Raw genomic sequence first — 25,565 nt, 5'->3', positions numbered from 1 at the left:
TCAGATGCCGATGAACTGCGCGAATTCGTCCAGCGGCGTGCGCTGCGAGCGCCACTGGTTGATCGCAGCATCCGTATCTTCGTAGCCGATCGCCATGCCGCTGAACAGCATGCGGTCGGTGGGCAGGTCGAGAAACGCGCCGATCGTCTGCGGATACTGCGCCCAGCATTCTTGCGGGCAGCTATGCAGCCCTTCTTCACGCAACAGCAGCATGACCGTCTGCATGAACATGCCGAGATCGGCCCATTGCGGCGGCCCCATGCGTCGGTCGACGGTGCAAAAGAGCGCGAGCGGCGCATCGAAGAACGTGAAGTTGCGCGCGAACTGCGCGAGTCGCGCGGGCCGGTTTTCACGCGCAACGCCGATGCTGCGGTAAAGATCTTCGCCCACCTGAAAGCGCCGCTCGCGATACGGCGAATGAAGGCTGGGGGGATAGACGTTGTACTCCATCTCTTCGCCGTCCGGCGCATCCGCGACGCGTTCGCGCATGATGTGCTTGAGGCGCGCGAGCGCGTCGCCGCCTACCACATGGATATGCCAGGGCTGCAGATTGCCGCCCGACGGCGAGCGCGCGGCGGTGGCGAGCACGCGGCGGATCGCGTCGGGTGGAACGGGCGTCGAAAGAAACTGGCGGACGGATTTGCGGCTCGTGACGGCTTCACTGACGTTCACGCTGTGCTCCTCGAAGGCATTGCGTTGTGCTCGTGCGGGGTGCCGAAGATCGACACAAACCGATGATACAGGCGGTGGCCAGGTAGCTGCCGCGCTAAAGCTTCTGTAAGACTTTGCCGTTAATGCGAGCGAATCAGAACGACCACATAAAACGGGGAGCCGCATTTGAACACGATGAAGCTGGCCACATCTTTCGCGGCGGTTGCCGCATTTGCCGCCCTGGCGGGTTGCGTCACCAGCGAGCAGCAGATTTCCGCCGCGCCCACGCGGCCGAGGCCGCAGCCCGCCGTCGTCGCCGTGCAGGCGCCGCCGCCACCTCCGCCTGCCGTTGTGGTGCGTGCGCCGGCGCAGCCTGTTTATGTATCTGCGCCGAGCGATGTCTATATTGCGGGTGTGGTGGATCGCGATGTGGTGTTCGTCGGTGGCAGCACGTATCTGTGGGTGGTGGGCCCGGATGGCAAGCGTCATCGGCATTTTTATGCGCGCGGCGACCGGCGCGCCGAAGTGTTCCGCCGACGCGAGCATCTGCGCGTCGAGATGGCGCATCGTGGGGGGCATCCGCCTGTTCATGCTGCCATGCCGCCGCGGCGCGATGAGCATCGTGCGCATTCGCATGGCGAGCGTCCTGTGTATGCGCGTGAGGCGCATCGGTCGGATCATCGCGATGGTGGGCCAGCGCGGGTGGCCCGTGCGCGTGGACATGACGCGGGTCCGCGGGATCACAATCACCCGCCGCATGTTGAGGAGGCGCAGCAGCCGCCGCATCGGCAGGGGCACGCGGGGTAATGCGCTGCGCGGCTGGTTTGGGTTTTTGGGGGTATGCGCTGGCATTCGCGGTTTGCCTCTGCGCTGGCATCCGCGTGATGTTATTGGTTCGCAAGCGTTGCCCCTGTGCGGGGCGGCACCTACTTTTCTTTGCCGCCGCAAAGAAAAGTAGGCAAAAGAAAGCGGCTCACACCGCCAGATCTAGTGTTTGCCTGAGGGCCCCCAACCGGTCCAACGCTTCACGCGGCAACCTTTCTGTTCGCGCTCGTTGCCAACGTTCTCTCTCTACGCCTCACCCGCTTCACGCGGCCGCGTCGCGGCGCACTGTGCCAGACAGTCCACCGCCGCCCAGGTGGCAAACTGTGTGTAGGTCGCAGTACTCCACACGCCTCACTTCGGACCGATAGCACACGCGTTCCACCCTGTAAGAGCGCCGAGCTATACGACGCGACAACCTACACACAGTTTGCCACCTGGGCGGCACAAGCCGTTCGCTGCCGCTTGCTCTTGTGAGGGTGTCTGAAGCGGGTGAGGCATTTGTTCGAAGCGTTGGCAACGAGCACCAACGGGGGCACTGTGGTGTGAAGGGTGGGGACGTTGGGGACCCGTGGATAGAAACACGGGCTAGCGGTGTTAGCCGCTTTCTTTTGCCTACTTTTCTTTGCGGCGGCAAAGAAAAGTAGGTGCCGCCCCGCACAGGGGCAACGCTAGCGAACCAGAGACGAAACGCGGATGCCAGCGCAAGCCCTAAAAAAACCAGAACCGCCCGCGCCACGAAATCGCAGCCACCCGCACGCGCAAAAAAATCATCTCCCTACCCCATACGCACGCAAAAAAAACGCAATCGTAATGCAACCCGTCACGAGCAACGTGCCATAGCGTATAACGGCCGCGGGCGCCCGTCGGCCCACTAGCGCGCCGCCATATCCCCCCAACAACGCGCCGACCAACATAACGATCGTCTCCTGCCAATGCACCGCCCGCGCAGCGATGAAAACGACAACGGCCATCGTATTCGCCGCACTCACCAGCAGCGTGCGCGGCGCATTGAGCAGCTTCAACTCGCGGCTGTCGAGCAGTCCCCACACGGCCATCATCATGATCCCGACCGCGCCGCCGAAATAACCGCCATACACGCCCAGTGCGAACTGCACGACGAGCACAGCCGCTCGCCCGATATGCCAGCGCGCGCGCATCCATTCGCCGAAGCGGCGCCCAAACGCGAGCGCGACCGACGCGACGAGCAACAGCCACGGCACGACGATATCGAAGGTCGTCGACGGCGTGAGCAGCAACAGCATCGCGCCGACTATCCCGCCAATGAGCGTCGTGAACAGCAGCCCACGCAACGACACGGCGCCGATCGGACCGAGCCCGTCGCGATACGCCCACGCGCTCGCGAGCCCGCCCGGATACAGCGCGACGGTGCTCGATGCGTTCGCCTGAACCGAAGGCACGCCCGCCGCGATCAGCGCGGGCAGCGTGACGAAAGAGCCGCCGCCCGCTAGCGCGTTCATGCCGCCCGCGAGCAGCCCGGCGCCCGCCACGAGGAATAGATTGTTCATCCGACGGATCATAGCGGCGCGCGCTTCGCGGATACAATCGGGAATCTCCGATGCCAGAGTTCGCCTTAGACGAAGATGACGACCACGTCGCGTTTCGACCTCACCGACCTGCGGCTATTCCTGATGGTCGTCGAGCATGGCAGCCTCACGCGCGGCGCGCAGGCGATGCATCTCGCGCTCGCTTCCGCGAGCGAGCGCATCTCCGGCATGGAGTCCGCGCTCGGTGCGCCGCTGCTCGAACGCACGCGGCGCGGCGTTCGCGCGACGCCCGCGGGCGAGGCGCTCGTGCGTCACGCGCGGCTGATCGTCGGGCAGATCGAACAGATGCGCGGCGAACTGCGCAGCTACGCTAAGGGTCTCAAGGGCCGCGTGCATCTGATGTCGAACACCGCGGCGCTCGCGTCGTTTCTGCCCGAGCAGATTTGCCGCTTCCTCACCGCGCACCCCGATCTTTCCGTCGATATCGACGAGCGTCCGAGCGCGGACATCGTGCGGGCCGTCGCCGAAGGGCGCGCGGATCTCGGCATCGTCGCGGATACCGCCGATCTTGCGGCGCTGCAGACACATGTGATCGCCGACGATCAACTGGTGGTGGCCACGAACCGCGTGCATCGCGTGGCGAACGACGAACGGGTTGCATTTGCCGATATCGTCGACGAGCCTTTCGTGGGTTTGTCCGATGCGGCGCTGGAGCGTCATCTGACGGACCACGCGTCGCGACTCGGACGACAGCTGCAATACCGCGTGCGCTTGCGCAACGTCGCGGATCTGGGCCGGCTGATCGCGGCGGGCGTGGGCATCGCGATTCTGCCCGCGGCCTGCGTGCAGCCGCTGCGTAGTGCGGAGATCGTCGTGTTGCCGTTGTCGGAGGCGTGGACGACGCGGCGTCTGCATTTGTGCGCGCGGGATTTTTCCGCGCTGACGCCGCATGCGCATGCGCTCGCACAGCAGTTGATGACGCTCGAGGGGTGAGGTCACGGGACAGCGTCTTACCGCCCATCCCGTCACTCTTCGTTCTTGTAGCGGTTCAACAGGCTGCGTAACCGGGCATTCTGCTGCTTGCGTGTTTCATAGACACCTCGGCGTAAATGCCGTCCCACATGTTGTAGGCGTTGGGTGACGGCGACGGCATCCAGCCCGTTCCCGCTTTCTTTTCCAACGTGCAGAACTTCTCGGCTGCCGTTTGCGCTGACATGTACTCATCCAGCAACTGGCGGTTCGCGTTCCCTCGTGGCATCGAATCGGCGAGTTGCCTGTAGATGCGTTCGGAATCCGCCTTGATATCGGTCGTGAGCCCGCCATAGCAGTTGACGTCGAAACCTGTACCGCCCAGATGCTTGAGACATTCGGGGCTTGTGCTGGCCGATGCGGAGAGGCTCAACGGGAGTAAGAGAAACACTAGCCCGAGTCGCCTGGTGAGAGGCATCGTACACCCCTGCAGCGAACATTTTTGCCTCGGTGTAACGTCGATACGCGAGTGTCTGGTGATGTCCGCGCCGATAGTAGCGTATGAAGTCGAACATCGTTTCGTACGTTTCTTTATTGACTCGTTCGAGATCGTCCACGGCTTTGTTAGTCGTCTGCTATAGCGCGTTACGATCGTAGATGGATTCAGAATGCTGGTTGCCGTAGTGAGCGGATCGGACATTGAAGTATTGATGTATGGACAGGGCGCAAGCGCTCATGCCTGCGCGCCACGCGGGGCAAAAGACCCGCGCTATGGCCGCCAAAGCATGCCCGTTCCATCCTCGATCAGCTTGTGAAGGTCCAATATGAGTAACCTCAGAAGGTTAGTCCGAACGCCTTGCGCAATGTCAGCAACGCTCGAGATTCGAACCATGCTGTCAGACTCACTCTGGCTTTGGCCCGCTCCCCAACACCGCACTAAACCGCCGCATATGCACCGCCACGCGGCGCGCATACCCTTTCCCGCCGCCGCTATAGCGCCACAGCGCGGCATCGATATCGCCGCCCGCAGCATCGAGATAACCGCGCAGAATCGACGAGCCGATGCGCACGTTGATCGCGGGATCGTCGAGTTCTTTCACATTGGAGAACGCGCGCGGATGCGCGGCGGGCAGCACCTGCATCAGTCCGCGCGCGCCGAGCGTGCTCACGGCGCGCGGATCGAAGCCCGATTCGACGGCCATCACCGACAACAGCAGCACGGGCGACATCGAGTAGCGGTTGGCTTCGGTGAGAACGGCTTGCGCGATCGTCAGCGCATCGGCGGCCGAGACGCGGAATTGCGCACGCAAGGTGGCGACGATGTCGGCGGGAGAGGGAAGAGCGGGCGTATCGGCGGCCTGCGGTATCTGAGGTGCCAGAGGCGCTTGAGATGCCTGAGGCGCGGTTTCCGCCTGCGCATGGCCGAACGGCAGCGCCGTGCATAGCGCGAGGCTCGCCGCCATCAACGCGAGCCGGATAAGCGTGTACGTCCACCGCGCTTTGGCGAGATCCTGTTGTTCTTGCATATCGTCTGGTACGAGCCCGGATGCAAGCACTCTACGAACATCGCCGTCGAGATTTTCAAAAGAAATGCATGGTGCGCGTAAAGACCGCATAAAAACAGCATGAAGCCACTGCCGTCGCGCACACGCCGCTATAGCTGCGACTCAATCGGCAAAATGCCCAGAAACCAGATGCCCGCCTTGCGCATCGCCGATACGTCAGGCTCGCTATCGAGTACCTTGACGGTGCCGTCGGGCGCCGTGTCGATCCAGACCACGCTGCTCGTGCCATTCGGGTTCGCGCGCAGTTCGAGCCGCCATGCAATGCGATCGAGGTTCGGCTCGAGCGTATCGACGACTTGCGCGGCGGCTGGCGCGCTTTCGCAGTACACGCCGATCTCTGTGTTGAGTTCGACCGAACGCGGATCGAGATTCATCGAGCCGATAAAGATGCTGTCGCGGTCGAACACATAAGTCTTCGCATGCAGCGATGCCTTCGACGAGCCGAACACATGCTTCTTGTCGTCCGCTTTGCCCGCGCTTTTGTCTTCTGCGACGGGCTTCAGTTCGTAGAGACGCACGCCTGCTTCGAGCAGCGCCTTGCGGTACCGCTGATAACCGGCGTGCACAGCGGCGACGTCGGTGGCGGCAAGCGAGTTGGTCAGCACGGTGACGTGCACCTGCTTTTGCGTGAGCCCCGAGAGCCACGCGACGCCTTCTTTTCCGGGCACGAAATACGGCGAGACGACGAGCATCTGTTGCGTCGGCTGCAATTCGAGCGCTTTGAACTGCGTCATCAGATGGCCTTGCGAGTCGCCCGGCGCGCGCGTGATTTTCGCGGGATCGTCATAGAGCAACGTGGCTTTGCCCCATGAAAACACGGCGTCCTGCGAATGAATGACCTGCGTGAGCCGTGCGCGCGCGTTCACGACGTACGGGTTGTTGTCCTGGGATGCCAGATACGCGTCGAGCTGCTTGCGCACGTCGGCCAGCGCCGCAGGGTCCGCCTTGCGGCCCATCAGCCCGTCGATCGGATACGCAGCCTCGGAGTTCCAGAAGAGGTCGAATGCCGACGATACTTCGTGCACGACAGGCCCATGCACGAGCACGTCGAGGTCGCCGAACGCGACGTCGTTCGAAGCGCCGAAGTATTCGTCGCCGATATTGCGCCCGCCGAGTATCGCGCCCTGGTTGTCCGCGATCATCGCCTTGTTGTGCATGCGCCGGTTCACGCGAAAGAACTCGGCGGCCATGCCGAGCTTCTTGAAGGTGCGGTTGGCGACGGGATTGAAAAGGCGGATCTGCACGTTCGGATGCGAGTCGAGCGCGAGCAGCAGATTGTCGTCGGCGTTGGTGCCGAGATCGTCGAGCAGGATACGCACGCGCACGCCGCGATCGGCTGCGCGCAGCACGGCTGCCGCGAGTCCGCGGCCCGTCAGGTCGTCATGCCAGATGTAGTACTGCAGGTCGAGTGTGCGGTCCGCCGCTTCCGCCAGCACGAGCCGCGCGACGAGCGCATCGACGGCGTCGGGCAGCAGGTGAAACGCGCTTTCGTCGGGATGCTGCTTTTCCTGCGGTGTGAACGCGATGGCAAGCCGCGTGTTCTGCGTGTCGGTGACGGCGTGCGTCTGGATGCGGTCCGCCTGCGGCGGCAGACTCGCGCACGAAGTCAGCAGGGCGACCGTGAAAGCCGCGACAAGACTTCGTAGTGTGATCATGGGCGCGCTCCGCGACGGCGATGCGCGTCAGATTAACGGGACGGAACGCCCGTTACAAGCGGAATGCGCAGTAGTCGCGCGCGGTGGCGCGAGTCGATCACGAGTGGTAGTACCCGCGCCTCAATGCGGGCATGGCCAGCAGCGTGGTGAGGATCTCGACGACCATCAGCGGGTCGATGGGCTTCGCGCATACGCCATCGAAGCCGCCCGCGCGCAACTCGGCGTAGTTGTCGCCCGTTTCGTAGGCGGTGTAGGCGAGCAGCGGCACGCAAGCCGTTCCTGGCGACTCTCGCAGCGTGCGCGCGACGGCAAGCCCCGACACGCCTGGCATTGCGATGTCGAGCACGACGCTGTCGGGGTGCCATTCATTGGCGACCTTCAATGCGTCGCAGCCGTTGTACGCGACGCGCGTGTCGAAACCGCTGGTGGCGAGAAACGCGGCGAGCGCGTCGGCGGAGTCGATAAAGTCGTCGACGACCAGCACGCGCGGCGGCATCGAATGCGCGGCGAAGCGTGCCGCCGTCCAGACGCAACTTCGGGTTGGTGTGAAGGTTCGTTCGTGCATGCTGTGCTCCCTGTTCGTCTGATGCGGTTGAGGGATGTCTCGCCATTGAACGCAGCAACGGGCATTCCACGCGGTGGAGGCATCCCGTTTGCATTGGGCATCGACGGTTGCAACGACTGAAATGGTGGGCGTTAGCGTGCAATGCACCGCAAAAGGAAATTCGGACACGCGATTTGCCATGCTACGATTGATTCATCCGCCGGGAGAAACCCAAGCCCGGATTGCATCGCACTTTCTTCGCTTCAGGAGGTTTGCCATGCATTTCGACTACAAGGGATTTCACATCGACTGCCGGGCCAGACATGACGAAGACGGCCACTACGTCGCCCAAGCCAAGCTCACTCGCGGGGCAACGGCGAATACACCTGCTGAAACACATCAATCGGGTGATATCGATTCATTCGTCGACGAATCCGACGCCATGACATGCGCCCGCACATGGGCGATCGAATGGATCGACGAAAACTGGGATTGATCATTCCCTTTCACGAAAACCAACACACGTACGTTTTGCCGCCGCATCCGGCGGCGCGTCGCGTTGTTCGTTTCTCCCATGTATTTTTCGAGTATTGAGTACTTTGGCCAGGAAATCCTGCTGATTGTCACTCATTCACCATCGAATATCTTCGTGAAAACCCGGAAATGTTAAATATTGGGGAGATGCGCGCCGATATCCAGTAAGTCGAAGCGAATCCGCGTGCAGCAGCGCGGGCGTGCACGAACAGCGCCTGAACCTGAGAGCAGGCGCTTTTTTCGCAAATAAAAGATTCATAGGCGAAGCAGATTTTCTAGGTAAAAACCCGGGGGCCAGCAGTGAAAAAGAACTTGACCATCAAGACGAGGCTGTTCGTCGGTTTTCTGTCGATGGCGGCCATAGCAGTCGTGATTTCCGTTGTTTCGCTGTTCAGTCTTGCCAGCACGACACAAGCGTTCAGCCAGTATGTGCATGGCATCGACGCGCGCGCGCAGGTGGCGGCCGAACTACGCGCGGCCGTCGATCGCCGCGCGATCGCTGCGCGCAATCTCGTGCTCGTCACGAGCCAGGCGGATCTCGATCTCGAGACGGCAGCGGTGAAACGCGCGCACGAGGATGTCGGCATCAAGCTCAAGCAGCTCAACGACATGATCAACAACGCGAGCGACACGAGCGAATCGGCTCGCTCGCTGGTCGCCGAGATGAATCGCGTCGAAGGGCTCTATGGGCCCGTTGCGCTGAACATCGTGGGCCTCGCGCTCAACAACCGTCACGACGAGGCGATCAAGGAAATGGACGATCATTGCCGTCCGCTGCTGGCCGCGCTCGTCAAGGCAACCGACGACTACGCCACCTACACGAAGACGCGCCAGAGCGAGATCGTGCAGAACTTCGAGGAACGCTATGCGATGCTGCGCAACGCGATTCTCGGCGTGAGCGCGCTGGCGATACTCGCATCGCTCGTGCTGGCCGTGCGCATGGTGCGCTCGATCACGCAACCGATCACTCGTGCCGTCGAGGTCGCGCGCACCGTTGCGACGGGCGACCTGACCAGCCGTATCGTTGTCGACCGCGATGACGAAGCAGGCGAACTGCTTAAGGCGCTGCGCGACATGAACGACCGGCTTACGGAAACGGTCGGCCGCGTGCGATCGAGCAGCGCGAACGTCTCCACGGCGACCAATGAGATCGCTACGGGCAACAGCGATCTGAGCCGTCGCACGGAAGCGCAGGCTGCATCGTTGCAGGAAACGGCGGCGAGCATGGAGCAACTGACTTCGACCGTGAAGCAGAACGCCGATAGCGCGCAGCACGCGAAGTCGCTGGCATCGAATGCGTCGGAGATTTCCCAGCGGGGCAGCCACACGGTCGAGCGCGTGGTGACGACGATGGAAGCGATCAGTTCGAGTTCGGGCAAGATCGCCGAGATCACGGGGATCATCGAAGGCATTTCGTTCCAGACGAACATTCTCGCGCTGAACGCCGCAGTCGAAGCGGCGCGCGCAGGCGAGGAAGGCCGCGGCTTCGCAGTAGTCGCGGGCGAAGTGCGCAGTCTCGCGCAGCGCTCGGCGCAAGCGGCGAAGGAGATCAAGGAACTGATTACGCGCTCGGTGCAAGAGATCCAGAACGGCGCTTCTCTCGCCGATGACGCGGGCCGCACGATGGCCGATGTGAACCAGGCCGTCGCGCGCGTTTCCGAAATCATCGAAGAGATCGCAGCTGCTTCGGAAGAGCAGGGGCGCGGCATCGAACAGATCAACCAGGCGATCTCGCAGATGGACACGGTGACGCAGCAGAATGCGGCGCTGGTCGAACAGGCTGCGGCTGCCTCGCAATCGCTGCGGCATCAGGGCCTCGAACTCGACGATACGGTTTCTTCGTTCAAGCTCGCTGCGGCCTGATCTTGATGTGCGCGTGACCCGCGCGCGACACGTTGCAAGCGGCGTGATTCAATCGCGCCGCGTTGCGCATTCGCCCACGTATCGCACCGCTAAACGACGAATGATTTTCCGGCTTCATGTTTGCGCGCGCGACAACCGGTAAATCATCGAGTCATATATGCACTTTTCTTTCTATTCGAAAAGAAAACGAAATACCAATCGTATCTGCATTGCAAACAGGTTGCAGTGCGGTATAAACCTACTATGATAGGAACAACACGCAAGTCTCAATACAAATGCTCATGAACGCCTTGTATTGCGGCGTTTCAAGGGGTTTTGCGTTGTTGGGGCCTGCGTGTCGAAGGCGGTTGGGCCGCGTCATGCGCGCGGTTTATCGGCAAATCAGGCGGTATTTTTCTGGCGCAAGCATTATGCGATGCAATTGCGTTGTCATATTCTGCGTCGAGAAAACATGCGCGGCCGTTTGATGCACTCAATTCAATCGCGCTTAACAGATGTGCATGGATGCACGGATTTGTAGTGCAATCCCATTTGCACACGGAACCTGAGAGAGCAAACGCCGCAGCGGTGTGGTCGAGCCATGGCGTTCAAGCGGAGAGGGCACGATGAATGCGGCATTGACCATTGAATCGTTCTGGAAGGCATTTTGCGCGCGTCAGATTTCGCGTGGTGTATCGCAGGTGCAGCTTCGCGAATCGGAGACGGCGTTCTATTCGGGCGCGGTGGCCATGTACGACATCATGATGACCGTCACCGATCCCAATCTCGATCCCATGGAAGCACACTCGATACTCGCCGCGCTTTACGACGAGCGGGAAGACTTCCTGCGTATCCACGATATGGCGACCATCGACCGCTAGCCGTGGAGCACGCCGCGCGGCAGTGCGCCGCGCGATGATGGATAGAACTACTGCGCTGTTTGCTGGCGCTGGTACTCGTTCTTCTTCATCTGCAGGTACTCTTGCCGGTCGAGTTCGTGCAACTGACGCGGATATTGCTCGGTCGCATCGAACCACGTCGCGAAACGCTGATCGACGCGCTTGTCGGCGGGCAGAGCGAGCGAAGCAAGATACGCGTCGATAGCAAGGTAGTAACGCATCGTGTTGCGCTCCACCAGCCCGCGCACACCGCCTACATAGTCGCCCGACGCTTTGGTGAATCCCACTTTCGCACTGCCGATCGTCGCGAGATACGTCTTCATCGCGATGCGGCCCGCTGTGCCGAATCCATATGAATACGTGAGATGCAGGAACGTGTGCCCTTTGCCGATATCGACGGCTTCCAGCACGATGCGATAGTCCCTGGTGCTGAGCGGGCCCGTTGCCGCACTCAGGTCGACCTGGAAATAATCCGGGTTCGTTGCCACCGACCGGTAACTGAATTGCACGCGGTACGTATCGCTCAGTTCCTGCTCCGTCTTCTTGCCCACGTTCATGCTGATGGTCGCGCCGTTGCCGCCAACGGACGCGCGACAGTACTTGGTGTTCAAGTGGAGTATCAACACGTCGCACCAGTTCGCCGGGCCTTGCTGCGGATCGTTGAACGCTCGGTTGACGGTCGCGAACGGATAGTCGACGACGGCGTAGATGTCGCCCTTCAGCGTGCTCGACGTCTCTTCCGAGTCCAGATAGATCGGCCGGTTGAAGACGTTCGACTTGAGCTGCGGCGCGAGCGTGTCGTACTTGTCCTTGAGTGCTGGCGCGTTGTCGTCGGCCCAGCTGAACGCGCCGAGCGTGAGGCCCATTAGCGCGAACACAACCAGTACGAATCGTTTTGTTATCCGCATGATCCCGTGAGTGCTCATGGCACGCGCTCCCGCTGACGGCGCTGTTATTGGGGCAAACATTGGGGCAAACGTCGCACGAATATAGCAGAGACGGCGCACGGCGCCGATGAGCCGTTCGAGCATAAACGTGATTTGAACCAGCATTCACCGTAGCAACGCGCGTTCCTAGAATGTGTTCCATGCGCTGACCCAGTCGCGCAACGCAAAAACCCCGTCAACATATGGAGAACATCATGGAACGTCTGAATCGCCAACCCATCAGCGAAGCCACCGGCCAGGCAGCGGAACTCTTTGCAGGCATCAAGCGCGCGGTCGGCATGGTGCCGAACGCTTACGCGGCGATCGGCTCGAATAGCCCGGCTGCGCTGCAGATCGTGCTCGCAACGGGCGACGTGCTCGGCAAGGGCGCGCTGTCGCGCAAGGAAGTCGAAGCGATCAAGCTCGCGATCAGCGGCGCCGCGGATTGTGACTACTGTCTCGCCGCTCACTCGCTGGCGTCGAAGAAAGTCGGCATCGCGGCTGACGATATCGCCGCGCTGCGCGAAGGACGCGATTCGGCGGACGCGCATCTGAACGCCATCGCCACTTTCGCGCGGACCGTGTTCACGTCGCGCGGCACGGTGCCCGCAGCAGTGGTCGATGCCGTGAAGGCGGCGGGTTATAGCGATCAGCAGATCACGGAGACATTGCTCGCGATCGCCGATATCACGTTCACCAACCTGTTCAACCGGGTCAACGACACGACAGTCGATTTCCCGAAGATCTAAACGATGAGCACATCGGCCGCTTCGAATCGCGGCTCGTTTCCCGCGGCGGGTGTCGGCCCGTCGCGGGCGTTGCCGTTTCAGGCGCACAGCGATCGGAACGGCGCAACAGGATAACGCGCGTGTATTTGTAGCAAGTTGATTCAGGTCTCCTGCCGCTAAGGGGCGATCCGCTAGAATGAGGCTCGCATTCACACCAAGGAGATACGCGTGAAATCAGTTGTTGCCCTGCTCGCTGCGGCCGCGCTCGCATCAGTGTCGTTCACCGCAAACGCTGCATCGACGGAGAAACTGCCCTCCGGCGTCGTCGTCGAACACCTGACGCAGGGAAGCGGCCCGCAACCCACGGCTGCCGACGTCGTGCGCGTCAACTATCGCGGCACGCTCGCGAACGGCACCGAGTTCGACAACTCGGCCAAGCATGGCGGCCCCGCAGAGTTTCCGCTCGGCCGCGTGATCCCCTGCTGGACGCAAGGCGTCGCAACGATGAAAGTGGGCGAGAAAGCCAAGCTGACCTGCCCGGCGGCGACCGCGTACGGTTCGCGCGGCGTCGGCGTGATTCCGCCGAACAGCGACCTGACGTTCGAAGTCGAACTGCTCGCAATCGTCAAGTAACCTGTCTAGCAATCCCCACGGACAACCCGGCAACGCAGGCGCCGGGTTGGCCGCGCAGCGCCCGGCGCAGCGTCGCGCATCCTTGCGCAGCGCGCCACACCCGGTGTCCGCCATGCTTGCCCAACCCGACAATTGGGATCGGGCACTTCATTATCGTTAACGCTGGCTGGTTGAACGCAAATTGGCGTGATAACTAAACGGTCTTGCGGCGAATCGGTTGGACGATTGGGATTCTGTCACCAATATGAAAAACTGTACGCTCAGAATCCCGCAAAAAATAAAATCTGCATGACGGGGTGTAGGGTGACCAGAAAACAAAGAGTGCTGTTCCTTTGCAGGGACAACGCGGCGCTGAGCATTTTGGCGGAAGCCTTGCTACGCGAGCTGGACGGATTGCATTTCGACGCATTCAGCGCAGGTCTTGAACCCGCCGACAAGGTTCAAGCGGCGGCGATGGGCGAGTTGCGCCATGGCTTTTCCAGTCTGGAACTGCTGAATCCGAAAAGCTGGCTGGAATTCACGAGCGAATGGGCGCCGCAGATGGATTTCGTGGTGACGCTGTGCGACGAGTCGGCGCGCGTCGACGTGCGCGCGTTCCATGGCGCGCCGGAGCTTCGTCGCTGGACGCTCACGCCCTCCGCCTATGCCGCTGGGAGCGCGGTCGAAAACGCGTTCTGGCAGATATTGAAGCGCGTCGAGGACTTCATCGCGGCCGAGCGCCGCCCGTGGCCGTCGCTGAAGCTGCCCGCCGTGGCGAGTTGCGCGTCGGACGCCTGCGATCTGCTGCTCAGCGGGCAATGAGTCGCCGATGAACCGCCGATGAACGGCAACGCCCGTGCGGCATCGTGCGCCGCAACGGACGTGAACTGGCGGACCAGCGAACTAGCAGGAACCTGACTTGCTTACTCGATCATTACAGACACGGGTCAGCAACCCATTCAGGGACCACCATGAAAGACGACACACGGACCGCGCTGCCGCACGATGGCAACGCGCAAGCCCATTTCTCGCACTACGCCGCGCCGTTGATCGACAACGCGCTTGCTTGCGCAGCCGCATTGCGCGCGGATCCCGACGCCGAAGTCCTGCACAAGCTGCGCGTCTCGCTGCGGCGACTGCGCACGTTGCTGTGGGCGTATCGGCCGCTGCTCGACGAACAGTTCGACAACCAGCAGCGCGCGCTTTTCAAGTTTTACGCGAGCGCGGCAGGCAAGACGCGCGATTGGGACATCCTGATCGGTTTGCTCGATGAATCGGAAGACGCGCAGGCGCAACCCCGCGACGCGATGCGCGCCGCCCGCTCCAGATCGCTCGATTCGAGCCGCGAGACCCTCGAACAGGCCGACGTGAAGGGCGCGTTGCGCGACACGCTCAAGGAAGCGAACCGCGAGCTGAACACCGCGCACGAACGCACGCCGCTGCCGAAGTTCGCCCGCAAGCGTCTCGGGGCGGCGCAGAAGTCGATGGCGAAGCGCATGAAGCGCGCGGCCCGCGCCAAACGCTCCGACTACGCGTCGTATCACGAGGTCCGCAAGGCGGGCAAGAAACTGCGCTATCTGACCGAGTTCTTCGAGCCGATGCTCGCCAGGAAACAGCTGAAGGCCATCAAGCCGCTGAAGAAACTACAGAAGCGCTTCGGCGCATTGAACGATGTCGTCGCGAGCGAGCAACTGCTGCGCGACAACCCGACGCTGTTCGCCGACGATGCAGCCGCCGGCCACGCGCTCGATGCGCTTGCGAAAGAACGCAAGCGCCGCATGCGCGCTGCCGCGAAGCTGTTGTGATGCGGATGGGGTGTTACGGGCTCGTCACCGCCGCGATGCGGTCCGCGAGCGCAACGTTTCGCGCACGCGCCTGGCCGCGAAGAGTGGCACGTAGTCGAGAACGCGTGCGTCGCGCTGATACGCCTGCACGGCGTCGGTGTACATCTGGGAGACGACTTCTTCCGGGCTGTCGGTGGATTCTGCGATTTCGTGCACGATCTTCTGCGAATCTTCCGTCTTCATGCAAGGCTCCTTGGAGTCAGTCGGCAATCACTCGATAATCGGAACCCTGAATTGAAGGACATGCGTCGCGCGTGCGCCAATAGAACTTCCCAATCGGTGGACCCGCCGCACCGGGGCGGCGAGGTCACGGGCGAAGAAAGCCTGATTGATCAGACAGATAGCGCGCGAGCCCCGCACTTTTCCACAGGTCTTTCAACAGAAATTGTGGATAACATGCGCGCAAATCGGCCTTGACCGATGCGTGGTTATTGGAGCCACTTGCGTACGTCTTTTTCCCATTCGGGATCGCCGCAGCCCTTCGGATTTTCCGGGCCGAGCACGGTGATATAGCCTTTGCTCTTCATACACGACTCGTAGGCGCGCACCTTCGTGCATTGCCCCTGACCTGCGTTGCGCGAGACCGTCTTGCACTGCGCGATGGTGCGGTCCATCGGGCCGAAGTCCATGTCGTTCGCGTTGTTGGTCATCGGCGCGTCCGCGCCTGACAGCGAGAACTCGACGGGGCCGGTGTGGGTGCAGGCGGTGGTCAGCATCGCGAGCGAGGCCGCCGCGACGAGAATAGGCGCACGCAAAATCATGATTCGCTTCCTTGTTGGTGTTGTGCGTTGAAAAGTCATTCGCCGATCAGATGCAGCACGATATCGCGCTCCTGCGGCCGCGCGCGATGCTCGAACAGATAAATGCCTTGCCATGTGCCGAGCGTCATGCGCCCATGTTCGACGGGTATCGACAGTTGCACTTGCGTCAGCGCAGTGCGCAGATGCGCGGGCATGTCGTCGGGGCCTTCCGTGTCGTGTTCGTAGCGCTTGGGATCTTCGGGTGCGAGCATCGCGAAGTGCCGTTCGATATCGCGCTGCACGGAAGGGTCCGCGTTCTCCTGGATCAATAGTGACGCCGACGTGTGCCGGCAGAACACGGTCAGGATGCCCGTGTCGATCGACGTGTCGCGTACGAACGCGGCGACCTCCGTGGTGAACTCGAACAGTCCGCGAGCGCGCGCCCGCACGTTCACGTGGCGAATGGCCTGGCGCATGAATCGTTCTCCGTGGTGCGATATGAAATGACGGTTGTTGCCAAGTTTACCGCGAGCCGCGCTGCCGATCCCTTAATGCAAAAGCGGCTATGCTGATGCTTCAGCGTCATCGCAAACACGAGAAAGGAAGGTCGCTATCATGGAACGCAACGAATTCATCGATGCATTGAAGCGCGAAGGCTACGCGGAAATCGCGAGCGTCACGCGCGACGCGAACGGCACGGTGGACGATCATGTCCACTCGTTTGAAGCCAAGGCATTGATCCTGCACGGCGAACTGATGATAAGCATCGGCGCCGCACAGCAGATCTACAGAACGGGCGATGTATTCCATCTGCAAGCTAATGTAAACCATTCGGAACGTTACGGGCCCGAAGGTGTTCAGTATCTGGTCGGCCGTAAATAGGCGCGGCGACGTCAGCCCGGTGAAATTGGTCAGACCGCCTGCAGGTTTCGCGTCGAGCGGCTACCATTTTTTTCGAAGCATCGACGTACTGTGTGTGCGTCGATGCCAGATCGCTCATTTCCATCATCGAGGAGGTTTTGAATGCCCACGTCCACGACACCCGTCTGGTTCATCACTGGCTGTTCAACCGGCTTCGGCAAGGAACTGGTCCGCGCGGTGCTCGAACGGGGCTGGCGCTGCGTGGCGACGGCGCGCAACGTCGCGTCGCTCGCCGATCTCGCGGAGCCGGGCAGCGACGCCGATGCGCGTCTGGCCCGCGTGAAACTCGACGTGACGGATGCCGCGCAGATCGCCGCCGCCGTCGAGACCGCGCAACAGCGCTTCGGCGCGATCGACGTGCTGGTGAACAACGCGGGCTATGGTTATCAGTCGTCGGTCGAAGAGGGCGACGAAGCGGAGATACGCGCGCAGTTCGACGCCAATGTGTTCGGCCTCTTCGCGATGACACGCGCAGTGCTGCCCGGCATGCGTGAGCGGCGCAAAGGGCACGTGCTGAACATCACGTCGGTGGCGGGCATTGCGGGCTTTCCGGGCTCGGGCTATTACGCGGCGAGCAAGCATGCGGTGGAAGGCTGGTCCGATTCGCTCGCGACGGAAGCCGGGCCGCTCGGCATCCGCGTGACCTGCGTCGAGCCGGGACCATTCCGCACCGACTGGGCCGGCCGGTCGCTCAGGCAGACGCCCAACCTTATCGCCGACTATGCGGACACGGCGGGCAAGCGCATGCAGGCCACGGCGCAAAACAGCGGCCATCAGGCCGGCGATCCCGTGCGTGCTGCGCAGGCGATGATCCGCATCACGGAGAGCGACCAGCCGCCACGTCATCTGGTGCTGGGCGCGTTCGGCGTCGATGCTGTCTCGAAGCGCCTGCATTCGACGCTCGCCGATATCGAAGCGTGGCGTGACACGAGTGTCGGCGCGGACTTTCCGGACAGCGAGAAATAAGCGTCACGCAGGCCGCGAAGCGTCCGGATAGTATTGCGGCGCTTCGCGGCGGTCGAACATGCCATAGTCGCGCACCACGCGCACGCTGCGCAGGCGTGCGCCATCGGGCAATGTGAGGGCGTTCGCAAATGCATCGGCGGCGCGGGCATCGCGCCATGCCGTGAGCAGAACGACGTCGCCCGGCGTCAACACGGCATCGAACACGTCCCACGATACGAGGCCCGCTGCGTCTTCGCGCAAGCCCAACTCGCCTGCGACTTCGCCCGCGCCGGCCTGTTTCACCCAGTCGGAGTCGCGCCGCGCATCGATCAACACGATGGTGGTCGCGTCCCCCGTTTCCGTTTCGTCGAGTCGTTGCTCGTGCAACGTGTGGCCAGTGGGCAGACGCGTGTCGCGCGTCACCTGCCCGACGCGCAGCCGATAATCGCTAAACGTCTGCGTGCGGCCTTTTTCCTGCACGCCATGATGCGTCGCCTGCGTGCGCCACCGCACCAGCGCCTTTTCGTCGCGCCAGCCGGACAGCGACAGCAGCACACCGTCGCGCGTCAGACTGCCATAACGGACGTTGTCGACGAAACCGTCGATCTGCTCCAGTTCCGGCTTCAGCATCTTCCCGTAGCCGAGATAAGCGTCCCACCGGTCGGCACGCGGTTGCACTTCGAACAGCACTGAAAACATCGTGTTCTCCACGTAAGCGCAGGCGGTTCAAACCGCCGCGATGCAATCGATTTCGATATCGAAGCGCCCCGGCCACGCGGGCACGCAGACAAAGATACGCGCGGGCGGGTCGTTCGGGAAATAGCGCGCGTAAATCGCATTGACGGCCGCGAACTGCTCGACCGACGTGCAATAGACATTGCACTTGAGCACGTTCTCGAGCGACGACCCCGCCGTCTCGACGCACAGCTTCAGTTGCTCCAGCACCAGTTCGGTCTGCCGTTCGAGCGGCACATCGGCGACTTCGCCCGTTTCTGGATCGAACGGCGGCAAGCCCGACACATAGATCGTGTCGCCGTGCCGCGTGACGACGGAAGTCGGTGCCTTCCAGCGTTCGAGCCAGCCCGACAGCGGCTCGACCCGGATGATCTCCCGTTTCATGGCTGCGCTCCATTTGCATGATCTGGCTGCCATCGTAGCGCCGCGCGCCGCACCGACGTTTCAGGCTGAGACGAAATGACGGGTGCGAATGCGCAAATGGGCTCCTCATTTTTCTCTCATTCTTCGAGCTTACGATTCCACACATCGAAAGAACCTGCAGCGCCCCGAACAAGCCGGCGCGCTGCTCATAGAGGGGAACATCATGAACAGGTCATTCGTTACAGCATGTGCATCGGCACTCGTCGTTTCGCTCGCATTGAGCGGCTGCGCAACCTTCGACGGCTCCGCCAACGTCTATAGCGCGTCGCAGGCTCAGCGCGAGGAAACGGTCCGCTTCGGCACCATCGAAAGCGTGCGCCCCGTCACGATCGACACGAGCAACGGTCAGCCCGGCATTCTCGGTGCGCTTGGCGGCGGCGCGATTGGCGGCATTGCCGGCAGCGCGATCGGCGGCGGACGCGGCTCGATCCTGACGGGCATCATCGGCGGCATTGCGGGCGCGGTGGCGGGCAACGAGGTACAGAACCACTTCGAGAAGAAGCAGGGCGTCGAAATCACCGTGCGGCTCGACGATGGCTCGCTGCGCGCCATCACGCAAAGCACCGACGGTCCGATCTTCTATGCAGGCGAACGTGTGCGGCTGCTGTCGGAAGGCGGCGTGACGCGCGTGACGCTGTAAGCGCGGCAACAGAAGCAACTGAGGTAAAGGAAGAAGGAGGTCATCATGTTCATGCGCGACGACGTGATCTACGAGTTTCATCACATCGGCATTCCGACCAGCGAAGTGCGCGAAGGCGAACGCTACAGCCCGCAGTACCGGATGTACACGAGCGACAGCGATTGCAAGCTCGCGCACATCCAGTACCACCGCTTCGAAGCGGATAGCCCGCTGCATGAACTGATGCGCCGGATGCCGCACCTGGCGTTCAAGGTCGACGATCTCGACCGGGCCATCGAAGGGAAGGAGGTCGTGCTCGGGCCGTACGAACCGATTGATGGCTTCCGCGTGGCCGCGATCATCGACGGCGGCATGCCCGTCGAGCTGATCCAGACCATCCTCGACGACGAAGATATCTGGAGCCGCACGGTGACGGGCAGGCATGCGCGGCTGTACGCGGCCCAGTACGAGGCCTGATCAGGGCAGACTTCAGGCGGCGCGTTGCAGCCAGGCGCGCCAGCCGCCGTATTGCGTGATATCGACGGCGCCTTCAAGGCCGTATGCCTCGCAAACGAAGCCGGTTTCCCAGCGTCCGTCCGCAAGCTCGACCTTGCCGAGCGCGAGCGGTGCCGGAATGCCAGCGAGGAACGAACCGGCTTCGCTGCCCGGCAGTTCCCACACTTCGACTTCGATTGCCGCGCCGTTCGTCGCATCTCGCATCATGCCCGGCCGCTGCGTCGCGCCGCCGCCAGCCAGCGCATAGAGCCGGTAGCGCGGCGCGCTGGCAGTCTTCTCGACGAGCCGCGCGCCACGCGCAACTAGCTGTCCGTTCAGCGCCAGCCCTTGCAGATGTGCGCCGCACACGACGAGCTTCATCCTGTCGTTGCGCGCCGCGCGCGCGGGCGTATCCGCACTCTGCTGCGCGCCGCCGATCAGCGGCACGTCTAGCTTGCGATGCAGCGCATCGGCGACGCTCAAAAGATATTGATCAGTAAATGCACGGCCGAACAGCGTCACGCCCCACGGCAGCCCGTTGCGCATGAAACCAGCGGGCGACGCGACGGCGGCGTAATCGAGCAGATTCATGAAGTTCGTGTAGTACCCGAGCAGCGAGTTCGGACCGATCGGATCGTGCTCCAGCTCGTCGAGCGTGACGGCGCGCGGAATGGACGGCGTCAGCACGCAATCGAGTTCCGCGAGCACGGCGTCGCAACGCTGCTTCAGCGCCTGAAGTTTGTACTGCGCGCGAAATGCATCGACGGCCGTCGTGCCCGGCGCCTTCGCGAGCACGTCGCGGATGACGGGCAGCACGGCGTCGGGTTGCGACTCCATCAGCGCGCCTGCCACGCTATAGCGTTCGGCGACCCACGGTCCTTCGTACAGCAGTCGCGCCGCTTCGACGAAGGGCGCGAAGTCGATCTCGACGGCTTCGCCCCCAATCGCTTCGAGCGCGGCGCGCGTCTGCGCGAACAGCGCGGGGCTCTCTTCGCAGCCGGCAAATTCGAGCTGACGCGGCACGCCGAAGCGAAAGCGCGTGACAGCACCGAACGCCGTGGCGTCGTTCCATTGCGGATTCGCGCGGCTATAGGCGTCGGCGGGATCGTGGCGGGCGGTGAGCGCGAGCAGTTCGCTCGCCTCGCTGGCTGTCGCGGTGAAATAGGTCACGCAGTCGAGCGTGCGGCAAGCGGGCACGACGCCCGCCGTCGATAGCAAGCCCTTCGTGCCTTTCGTGCCGACGAGGTTGTTCAGCGCGGCGGGTACGCGGCCCGAGCCGGCCGTATCGGTGCCGAGCGCGAAGCTGGCGACGCCGAGCGCCACGGCCAGCGACGACCCCGCGCTCGATCCACCCGACGGATACGCGGCGTGCACACTGTTACGGCACTTGCCATACGGCGAGCGCGTGCCGTTGAGGCCCGTCGCGAACTGGTCGAGATTCGTCTTGCCGATCGGCACCGCGCCGAGCGCGATCAGCTGCGCGGCCAGCGTCGCGGATTCGTCCGGCGTATAGGCGAAAGCGGGGCAGGCGGCCGTCGTCGGAATGCCGGCGAGATCGATGTTGTCCTTCAGCGCAAACGGCACGCCGTAGAGCGGCAGCGAATCGATATCGCGCCCGTCGAGTGCGGCGAGATAAGGCTCGATTTCCGCGTCGGACAGCAGATGAATGAACAGGTGATAGTCCGGGTTCAGCGCCGCGGCGCGCTCGCGCAATGCGCCAATCAACGCGCGCGGTGTGACGCGGCCTTCGCGATACGCGGCGCGCACGGCGGGAAGACGCAGATCGAATGAATCCATGTTCGGTGATTCCTTTAATGCGTTTGTATGAAGTGTGCGCGTCATGCGTGCTGTTCGATCACGACGACGCGTTGTCCCGCGCGAACGGGCGAACCCGGCGCGACGTGAATCTCGCCGACGGTGCCCGCGCAAGGCGCGATAACGGATATCTCCATCTTCATCGACTCGATCACCAGCAGCACATCGCCCGCTTCGACAGTTGCGCCTGGCTCGACGCGCACTTGCCACAGGTTGCCCGCGATCTCGCTGTCGACGGCGATCTGGCCGTCGGTGAGCGGCGCGATTTCCGCGTCGGCGGTGACGGGCGGCTCCAACGTGTCTTCGTTGCTGCCCGCTTCGTGCCAACGCTGGCGCTCGGCCTGAAACGCGGCTTGCTGACGCGTGCGGAATTGCGCGATGTCGTCAGCCTCGCGTTCGAGAAACGCCTGATAGTCGGCCAGCGACAACTCGGTCTCTTCGATCTTCAACGGATAACGGCCGAGCGGAAACGCTTCGCGGATGCGCAGCAATTCGTCGGCGGAGACTTCGTAGAAGCGGATCTGATCGAAGAAGCGCAACAGGTACGGACGTCCCGCGAAATCCGCGACTTCGCGATAGCGGTTCCACATCTGCAGCGTGCGTCCGACGAACTGATAGCCGCCGGGCCCTTCCATGCCGTACACGCACAGATACGCGCCGCCGATGCCGACCGAGTTCTCGGCCGTCCACGTGCGCGCCGGGTTGTACTTCGTCGTCACGAGGCGATGACGCGGATCGAGCGGCGTGGCGACGGGCGCGCCGAGATAGACGTCGCCGAGACCCATCACCAGATAGCTCGCGTCGAACACGATGCGCTTCACGGCGTCGATCGAATCGAGATCGTTGATGCGGCGGATGAACTCCAGATTGCTCGGACACCACGGCGCATCCTTGCGCACGGTGGTCATGTACTTGTCGATGGCGAGCTGGCACGCGGGGTCGTCCCATGACAGCGGCAGATGCACGATACGCGACGGCGCGCGCAGATCCTTTTGCAGCAGCACGCGTTGCCATGTCGCTGCGACGTGATCGAGCAGCGTCGCGAGCGGCAATTGCTCCGGCTGATAGTGAACCTGCAGCGAACGGATGCCGGGCGTCAGATCGATCACGCCGGGCAACTGCAACGCTTCGAGCGATTGCATCAGCGCATGGCCGCGAAAGCGCAGCACGAGATCGAGTTCGGACGGTCCAATTTCGAGCAGCAGATGCGTGTCGCCCGACAACCGCGCGACGAGCCGGTCATCGCCTTCGCCGACGTTCAGCACGATGGGCGACTGCAGGTCTGCGCGTTGTTCTGCGGTATGCAGTGACGTCGCTTGTGCAGCGAGCGTTTCTGCTTCATCACGGCGTGCAAGTGCCGCCGCGCGTGCGGTCGCGACATCCACAGGCACGAAGCGCACCTTGTCGCCCGCTTTCAACTGACCGATCTGCCAAAGGTCTGCTTCGATCACTGTGACGGGGCATACGAAGCCGCCGAGGCTCGGACCATCCGGGCCGAGAATCACGGGCATGTCACCCGTGAAATCGACTGCGCCGACGGCATACGGATTGTCGTGAATGTTCGACGGATGCAGTCCTGCTTCGCCGCCGTCCGCGCGCGTCCATTCGGGCTTCGGGCCGATCAGCCGCACACCCGTGCGGCTCGAATTGAAGTGGATTTCCCAGTCGGTGTCGAGAAACTGGTCGATATAAGGCGCGCTGAAGTATTCGGGCGCGCCATGCGGACCGTAGATCACGCGCAATTCGCGCACGTCGTCGAGGCGATGGGTGAGCGCGGCGGGCAACGTCGCCCCCGCATCGCGATCGGACAACGGATGAAGATGCAGCACGTCGCCCGCGCGCAGCGCGCGTCCGCCGTGGCCGCCGAACTGCCCGAGCGTGAACGTGCTGCGGCTGCCCAGATACTGCGCGACGTCGAGCCCGCCGCGCACGCACAGATAGGCGCGCGCGCCTGCGCCGCGGATCGTGCCGAGCGCGAGCGTCGAACCGGCTGCAACAAGGAACGTCGTGTTCATCGGTTGCGGGATGTCGTCGAGCATCACAGGCAACGTCGCGCCCGTCACCGTGACGACGGCATCCGTGTTGAAGCGCAGCGTGGGCCCGCTCATCGTGATTTCGAGCGCGGCCGCCTGCGCGTCGTTGCCGAGCAGACGGTTGCCGAGACGCAGCGCGCGATCGTCCATCGGTCCCGAAGGCGGCACGCCCACGGCCCAGTAGCCCGGACGGCCCGGATAGTCCTGCACAGTCGTCTGCGTGCCGCCGCCGAGCACTTCGAATGTCGATGCGCGATAACGCAGGCCTTCGAGGCAACGCGTCCACGGATGGCCGCTTGCGAACGGTGCGTCGGCAAGAATTTGCCGCAGATAGTCGCGGTTCGTTTCGACACCGTAGATGCGCGATGCTTCGAGCGCGGCGTCGAGCGCGTGGCGCGCTGCGTCGCGAGTCGGCTGCCAGGCGATCAGTTTCGCGAGCATCGGATCGAACCACGGCGGCACTTCACAGCCGGCTTCGATCCATGTGTCGATGCGCAGCGCGCGGCCATCGGCTTGCGGAAACGACACGTCGGTCAGTAGCCCCGGGCAGGGCTTGAAATCGCGGCCCGGATCTTCCGCATACAGACGCGCCTGGATCGCGTGACCTTGCGGCTTCAGATCGCGCGACAGCACATCCAGCGGTGCCAGCGTGCCCGCTGCCAGTTCGATCATCCAGCGCACCAGGTCCACGCCCCACACTTGTTCCGTGACGCCGTGCTCGACCTGCAAGCGCGTGTTCACTTCGAGAAAGTAGAAGCGTGCGGCGTCGCTGTCGTAGACGAATTCGACGGTGCCCGCCGAGCGATACGACACCGCTTGCGCGAGCCGGATCGCCGCGTTGCATAGCGCGGCTTCGACGCCGTCGGGCAGATTCGGCGCGGGCGTTTCTTCGAGCACCTTCTGGTTGCGCCGCTGCACCGAGCAGTCGCGCACGCCGAGCGCAATCGCCGCGCCTTTGCCGTCGCCGAACACCTGCACTTCGAGATGCCGCGCTTTCTCGATGTATTTTTCGAGGAACACGCCGGCGTCGCTGAAATTGTTCTGCCCGAGTCGCTTCACATTGTCGAACTGCGCGACGAGTTCATCCGCCGAGCGGCACACGCGCATGCCGATGCCGCCCCCGCCCGCCGTGCTTTTCAGCATCACCGGATAGCCGATGCGCGCTGCCGCTTCGAGTGCAGCGTCGAGGCCGTCGAGCAGGCCCGTGCCTTCGAGCATCGGCACGCCCTGTTCGGCCGCGATGGCGCGGGCCGTGTGCTTGAGACCGAACGCGCGCAATTGCGCGGGCGTCGGGCCGATGAACGCGATGCCCGCGGCTTCGCACGCCTCGGCAAAGGCCGCGTTTTCCGACAGGAAGCCGTAGCCTGGATGAATCGCCTGCGCGCCTTGTGCACGCGCGATTTCCAGAAGTTTCGCGATGTCGAGATAGGTGACGCTCGCCGCGCCGTCGCCGAGACTGCATGCCGTATCGGCGAGGCTGACGTGACGACTCGCGCGGTCCGCTTCGCTGTAGACGGCGATGCCTTCGACGTTCAGTTCGCGCAGCGTGCGCAGAATGCGGCAGGCAATCGCGCCGCGATTCGCAATGAGGACTTTATCGAACATGAGTGGATGTTCAATGCGTGGGCGGGTCGTCCCGCCACGTGGGCATGCATGCCGAGGTCGTCCACGGCAGGTCGCTTCGTTTCAGGTCTTGAAAGCGGGCTCAGTGTTTCGCGTGCTTCATGTAGGCCGCAGAGC

At 62.9% G+C, this 25,565-nt stretch carries 26 protein-coding genes; 12 read left to right on the top strand and 14 right to left on the bottom strand.

The genetic code is table 11. From position 1 onward, the window contains the following. Positions 1–672, bottom strand: a complete 672-nt coding sequence (locus PPGU16_RS23745) for a nitroreductase (protein ID WP_180725193.1) — start codon at positions 670–672, stop codon at positions 1–3. A gap of 1,571 nt (positions 673–2,243) precedes the next feature. Then, positions 2,244–3,002, bottom strand: a complete 759-nt coding sequence (locus tag PPGU16_RS23740; protein WP_180722853.1) for a sulfite exporter TauE/SafE family protein — start codon at positions 3,000–3,002, stop codon at positions 2,244–2,246. A 75-nt stretch (positions 3,003–3,077) separates the two neighbouring features. On the opposite strand from PPGU16_RS23740, the gene PPGU16_RS23735 reads away from it, so the two are divergent. Continuing rightward, a complete protein-coding gene (locus PPGU16_RS23735; protein ID WP_180722852.1) occupies positions 3,078–3,974 on the top strand; it encodes a LysR family transcriptional regulator in 897 nt (298 codons plus the stop codon). 55 nt (positions 3,975–4,029) lie between these two features. On the opposite strand, the gene PPGU16_RS23730 is transcribed toward PPGU16_RS23735, so the two are convergent. From PPGU16_RS23730 to PPGU16_RS23715, 4 genes are all read right to left on the bottom strand, one after another. Next, positions 4,030–4,401, bottom strand: coding sequence for a hypothetical protein (locus PPGU16_RS23730; RefSeq protein WP_180722851.1), 372 nt, complete (start codon positions 4,399–4,401; stop codon positions 4,030–4,032). Between the two features lie 451 nt (positions 4,402–4,852). Continuing rightward, a complete protein-coding gene (locus PPGU16_RS23725) occupies positions 4,853–5,476 on the bottom strand; it encodes a lytic transglycosylase domain-containing protein (protein WP_224031416.1) in 624 nt (207 codons plus the stop codon). A gap of 128 nt (positions 5,477–5,604) precedes the next feature. Then, complete coding sequence (locus tag PPGU16_RS23720) at positions 5,605–7,170, bottom strand: phospholipase D family protein (RefSeq protein ID WP_180722850.1); 1,566 nt, start codon at positions 7,168–7,170, stop codon at positions 5,605–5,607. A 97-nt stretch (positions 7,171–7,267) separates the two neighbouring features. Next, positions 7,268–7,735: a response regulator gene (locus PPGU16_RS23715; protein ID WP_180722849.1), complete on the bottom strand. Its 468-nt coding sequence runs from the start codon at positions 7,733–7,735 to the stop codon at positions 7,268–7,270. Between the two features lie 256 nt (positions 7,736–7,991). Here PPGU16_RS23715 and PPGU16_RS23710 point away from each other — a divergent pair, with 256 nt between their 5' ends. From PPGU16_RS23710 to PPGU16_RS23700, 3 genes are all read left to right on the top strand, one after another. Beyond that, positions 7,992–8,210, top strand: coding sequence for a hypothetical protein (locus PPGU16_RS23710; RefSeq protein WP_180722848.1), 219 nt, complete (start codon positions 7,992–7,994; stop codon positions 8,208–8,210). A gap of 389 nt (positions 8,211–8,599) precedes the next feature. Then, the gene (locus PPGU16_RS23705; protein ID WP_243460663.1) at positions 8,600–10,111 is read left to right on the top strand and encodes a methyl-accepting chemotaxis protein; all 1,512 of its coding nucleotides are present in this window, start codon (positions 8,600–8,602) and stop codon (positions 10,109–10,111) included. A gap of 605 nt (positions 10,112–10,716) precedes the next feature. After that, on the top strand, positions 10,717–10,971 hold the full coding sequence (locus tag PPGU16_RS23700) for a hypothetical protein (RefSeq protein WP_180722847.1): 255 nt from the start codon (positions 10,717–10,719) through the stop codon (positions 10,969–10,971). A gap of 47 nt (positions 10,972–11,018) precedes the next feature. Here the strand turns inward: PPGU16_RS23700 and PPGU16_RS23695 are convergent, their stop codons facing one another. Next, the gene (locus PPGU16_RS23695; RefSeq protein WP_180722846.1) at positions 11,019–11,915 is read right to left on the bottom strand and encodes a hypothetical protein; all 897 of its coding nucleotides are present in this window, start codon (positions 11,913–11,915) and stop codon (positions 11,019–11,021) included. Between the two features lie 215 nt (positions 11,916–12,130). On the opposite strand from PPGU16_RS23695, the gene PPGU16_RS23690 reads away from it, so the two are divergent. From PPGU16_RS23690 to PPGU16_RS23675, 4 genes are all read left to right on the top strand, one after another. Further along, the gene (locus PPGU16_RS23690; protein WP_180722845.1) at positions 12,131–12,664 is read left to right on the top strand and encodes a carboxymuconolactone decarboxylase family protein; all 534 of its coding nucleotides are present in this window, start codon (positions 12,131–12,133) and stop codon (positions 12,662–12,664) included. A 207-nt stretch (positions 12,665–12,871) separates the two neighbouring features. Next, the gene (locus tag PPGU16_RS23685) at positions 12,872–13,276 is read left to right on the top strand and encodes an FKBP-type peptidyl-prolyl cis-trans isomerase (protein WP_042314990.1); all 405 of its coding nucleotides are present in this window, start codon (positions 12,872–12,874) and stop codon (positions 13,274–13,276) included. Between the two features lie 372 nt (positions 13,277–13,648). Beyond that, complete coding sequence (locus PPGU16_RS23680; RefSeq protein ID WP_434064424.1) at positions 13,649–14,077, top strand: arsenate-mycothiol transferase ArsC; 429 nt, start codon at positions 13,649–13,651, stop codon at positions 14,075–14,077. A 149-nt stretch (positions 14,078–14,226) separates the two neighbouring features. Further along, positions 14,227–15,060, top strand: a complete 834-nt coding sequence (locus tag PPGU16_RS23675) for a CHAD domain-containing protein (protein WP_180722843.1) — start codon at positions 14,227–14,229, stop codon at positions 15,058–15,060. A 24-nt stretch (positions 15,061–15,084) separates the two neighbouring features. On the opposite strand, the gene PPGU16_RS23670 is transcribed toward PPGU16_RS23675, so the two are convergent. The 3 genes from PPGU16_RS23670 to PPGU16_RS23660 all read right to left on the bottom strand — a co-directional run bounded on the left by PPGU16_RS23670 (position 15,085) and on the right by PPGU16_RS23660 (position 16,315). After that, positions 15,085–15,282 (bottom strand): DUF3562 domain-containing protein, encoded by a 198-nt coding sequence (locus PPGU16_RS23670; RefSeq protein ID WP_180722842.1) that lies wholly within the window; start codon positions 15,280–15,282, stop codon positions 15,085–15,087. Positions 15,283–15,527: 245 nt separating this feature from the next. Next, complete coding sequence (locus tag PPGU16_RS23665) at positions 15,528–15,860, bottom strand: hypothetical protein (RefSeq protein WP_180722841.1); 333 nt, start codon at positions 15,858–15,860, stop codon at positions 15,528–15,530. Positions 15,861–15,895: 35 nt separating this feature from the next. After that, positions 15,896–16,315, bottom strand: a complete 420-nt coding sequence (locus tag PPGU16_RS23660; RefSeq protein ID WP_180722840.1) for a secondary thiamine-phosphate synthase enzyme YjbQ — start codon at positions 16,313–16,315, stop codon at positions 15,896–15,898. Positions 16,316–16,454: 139 nt separating this feature from the next. On the opposite strand from PPGU16_RS23660, the gene PPGU16_RS23655 reads away from it, so the two are divergent. Continuing rightward, a complete protein-coding gene (locus tag PPGU16_RS23655; RefSeq protein ID WP_180722839.1) occupies positions 16,455–16,721 on the top strand; it encodes a cupin domain-containing protein in 267 nt (88 codons plus the stop codon). A 141-nt stretch (positions 16,722–16,862) separates the two neighbouring features. After that, positions 16,863–17,726 (top strand): oxidoreductase, encoded by an 864-nt coding sequence (locus PPGU16_RS23650; RefSeq protein ID WP_180722838.1) that lies wholly within the window; start codon positions 16,863–16,865, stop codon positions 17,724–17,726. A gap of 3 nt (positions 17,727–17,729) precedes the next feature. Here the strand turns inward: PPGU16_RS23650 and PPGU16_RS23645 are convergent, their stop codons facing one another. Further along, a complete protein-coding gene (locus PPGU16_RS23645) occupies positions 17,730–18,404 on the bottom strand; it encodes an antibiotic biosynthesis monooxygenase family protein (RefSeq protein ID WP_180722837.1) in 675 nt (224 codons plus the stop codon). A gap of 27 nt (positions 18,405–18,431) precedes the next feature. Beyond that, positions 18,432–18,824 carry a RidA family protein gene (locus PPGU16_RS23640; RefSeq protein WP_180722836.1) on the bottom strand — a complete coding sequence of 131 codons (393 nt, stop codon included), beginning with the start codon at positions 18,822–18,824 and terminating at the stop codon, positions 18,432–18,434. Between the two features lie 202 nt (positions 18,825–19,026). On the opposite strand from PPGU16_RS23640, the gene PPGU16_RS23635 reads away from it, so the two are divergent. Further along, positions 19,027–19,503 (top strand): outer membrane lipoprotein, encoded by a 477-nt coding sequence (locus PPGU16_RS23635; RefSeq protein ID WP_180722835.1) that lies wholly within the window; start codon positions 19,027–19,029, stop codon positions 19,501–19,503. A 45-nt stretch (positions 19,504–19,548) separates the two neighbouring features. Then, a complete protein-coding gene (locus PPGU16_RS23630) occupies positions 19,549–19,959 on the top strand; it encodes a VOC family protein (RefSeq protein WP_180722834.1) in 411 nt (136 codons plus the stop codon). Between the two features lie 12 nt (positions 19,960–19,971). Here PPGU16_RS23630 and atzF read toward each other — a convergent pair whose 3' ends face one another. Both atzF and uca read right to left on the bottom strand, forming a co-directional pair. Beyond that, positions 19,972–21,774, bottom strand: coding sequence for an allophanate hydrolase (atzF, locus tag PPGU16_RS23625; protein WP_180722833.1), 1,803 nt, complete (start codon positions 21,772–21,774; stop codon positions 19,972–19,974). Between the two features lie 41 nt (positions 21,775–21,815). Next, the gene (gene uca, locus PPGU16_RS23620) at positions 21,816–25,430 is read right to left on the bottom strand and encodes an urea carboxylase (protein WP_180722832.1); all 3,615 of its coding nucleotides are present in this window, start codon (positions 25,428–25,430) and stop codon (positions 21,816–21,818) included. Positions 25,431–25,565 lie beyond the last annotated feature (135 nt).

Source organism: Paraburkholderia largidicola (assembly GCF_013426895.1).
GTDB classification, from domain to species: Bacteria; Pseudomonadota; Gammaproteobacteria; order Burkholderiales; family Burkholderiaceae; genus Paraburkholderia; species Paraburkholderia largidicola.
This window is presented reverse-complemented; position numbering and strand designations above follow the sequence as displayed.

What these genes read in the sequence shown, in the direction of transcription:
- uca (WP_180722832.1), bottom strand. Translation starts at nt 25,430, where the DNA reads ATGTTCGATAAAGTCCTCATTGCGAATCGCGGCGCGATTGCCTGCCGC.
- PPGU16_RS23710 (WP_180722848.1), top strand. Translation starts at nt 7,992, where the DNA reads ATGCATTTCGACTACAAGGGATTTCACATCGACTGCCGGGCCAGACAT.
- PPGU16_RS23635 (WP_180722835.1), top strand. Translation starts at nt 19,027, where the DNA reads ATGAACAGGTCATTCGTTACAGCATGTGCATCGGCACTCGTCGTTTCG.
- PPGU16_RS23640 (WP_180722836.1), bottom strand. Translation starts at nt 18,824, where the DNA reads ATGAAACGGGAGATCATCCGGGTCGAGCCGCTGTCGGGCTGGCTCGAA.
- PPGU16_RS23660 (WP_180722840.1), bottom strand. Translation starts at nt 16,315, where the DNA reads ATGCGCCAGGCCATTCGCCACGTGAACGTGCGGGCGCGCGCTCGCGGA.
- PPGU16_RS23715 (WP_180722849.1), bottom strand. Translation starts at nt 7,735, where the DNA reads ATGCACGAACGAACCTTCACACCAACCCGAAGTTGCGTCTGGACGGCG.
- PPGU16_RS23700 (WP_180722847.1), top strand. Translation starts at nt 10,717, where the DNA reads ATGAATGCGGCATTGACCATTGAATCGTTCTGGAAGGCATTTTGCGCG.
- PPGU16_RS23650 (WP_180722838.1), top strand. Translation starts at nt 16,863, where the DNA reads ATGCCCACGTCCACGACACCCGTCTGGTTCATCACTGGCTGTTCAACC.
- PPGU16_RS23655 (WP_180722839.1), top strand. Translation starts at nt 16,455, where the DNA reads ATGGAACGCAACGAATTCATCGATGCATTGAAGCGCGAAGGCTACGCG.
- PPGU16_RS23735 (WP_180722852.1), top strand. Translation starts at nt 3,078, where the DNA reads ATGACGACCACGTCGCGTTTCGACCTCACCGACCTGCGGCTATTCCTG.
- PPGU16_RS23630 (WP_180722834.1), top strand. Translation starts at nt 19,549, where the DNA reads ATGTTCATGCGCGACGACGTGATCTACGAGTTTCATCACATCGGCATT.
- PPGU16_RS23665 (WP_180722841.1), bottom strand. Translation starts at nt 15,860, where the DNA reads ATGATTTTGCGTGCGCCTATTCTCGTCGCGGCGGCCTCGCTCGCGATG.
- PPGU16_RS23705 (WP_243460663.1), top strand. Translation starts at nt 8,600, where the DNA reads ATGGCGGCCATAGCAGTCGTGATTTCCGTTGTTTCGCTGTTCAGTCTT.
- PPGU16_RS23675 (WP_180722843.1), top strand. Translation starts at nt 14,227, where the DNA reads ATGAAAGACGACACACGGACCGCGCTGCCGCACGATGGCAACGCGCAA.
- PPGU16_RS23740 (WP_180722853.1), bottom strand. Translation starts at nt 3,002, where the DNA reads ATGAACAATCTATTCCTCGTGGCGGGCGCCGGGCTGCTCGCGGGCGGC.
- atzF (WP_180722833.1), bottom strand. Translation starts at nt 21,774, where the DNA reads ATGGATTCATTCGATCTGCGTCTTCCCGCCGTGCGCGCCGCGTATCGC.
- PPGU16_RS23725 (WP_224031416.1), bottom strand. Translation starts at nt 5,476, where the DNA reads ATGCAAGAACAACAGGATCTCGCCAAAGCGCGGTGGACGTACACGCTT.
- PPGU16_RS23645 (WP_180722837.1), bottom strand. Translation starts at nt 18,404, where the DNA reads ATGTTTTCAGTGCTGTTCGAAGTGCAACCGCGTGCCGACCGGTGGGAC.
- PPGU16_RS23720 (WP_180722850.1), bottom strand. Translation starts at nt 7,170, where the DNA reads ATGATCACACTACGAAGTCTTGTCGCGGCTTTCACGGTCGCCCTGCTG.
- PPGU16_RS23690 (WP_180722845.1), top strand. Translation starts at nt 12,131, where the DNA reads ATGGAACGTCTGAATCGCCAACCCATCAGCGAAGCCACCGGCCAGGCA.
- PPGU16_RS23670 (WP_180722842.1), bottom strand. Translation starts at nt 15,282, where the DNA reads ATGAAGACGGAAGATTCGCAGAAGATCGTGCACGAAATCGCAGAATCC.
- PPGU16_RS23695 (WP_180722846.1), bottom strand. Translation starts at nt 11,915, where the DNA reads ATGAGCACTCACGGGATCATGCGGATAACAAAACGATTCGTACTGGTT.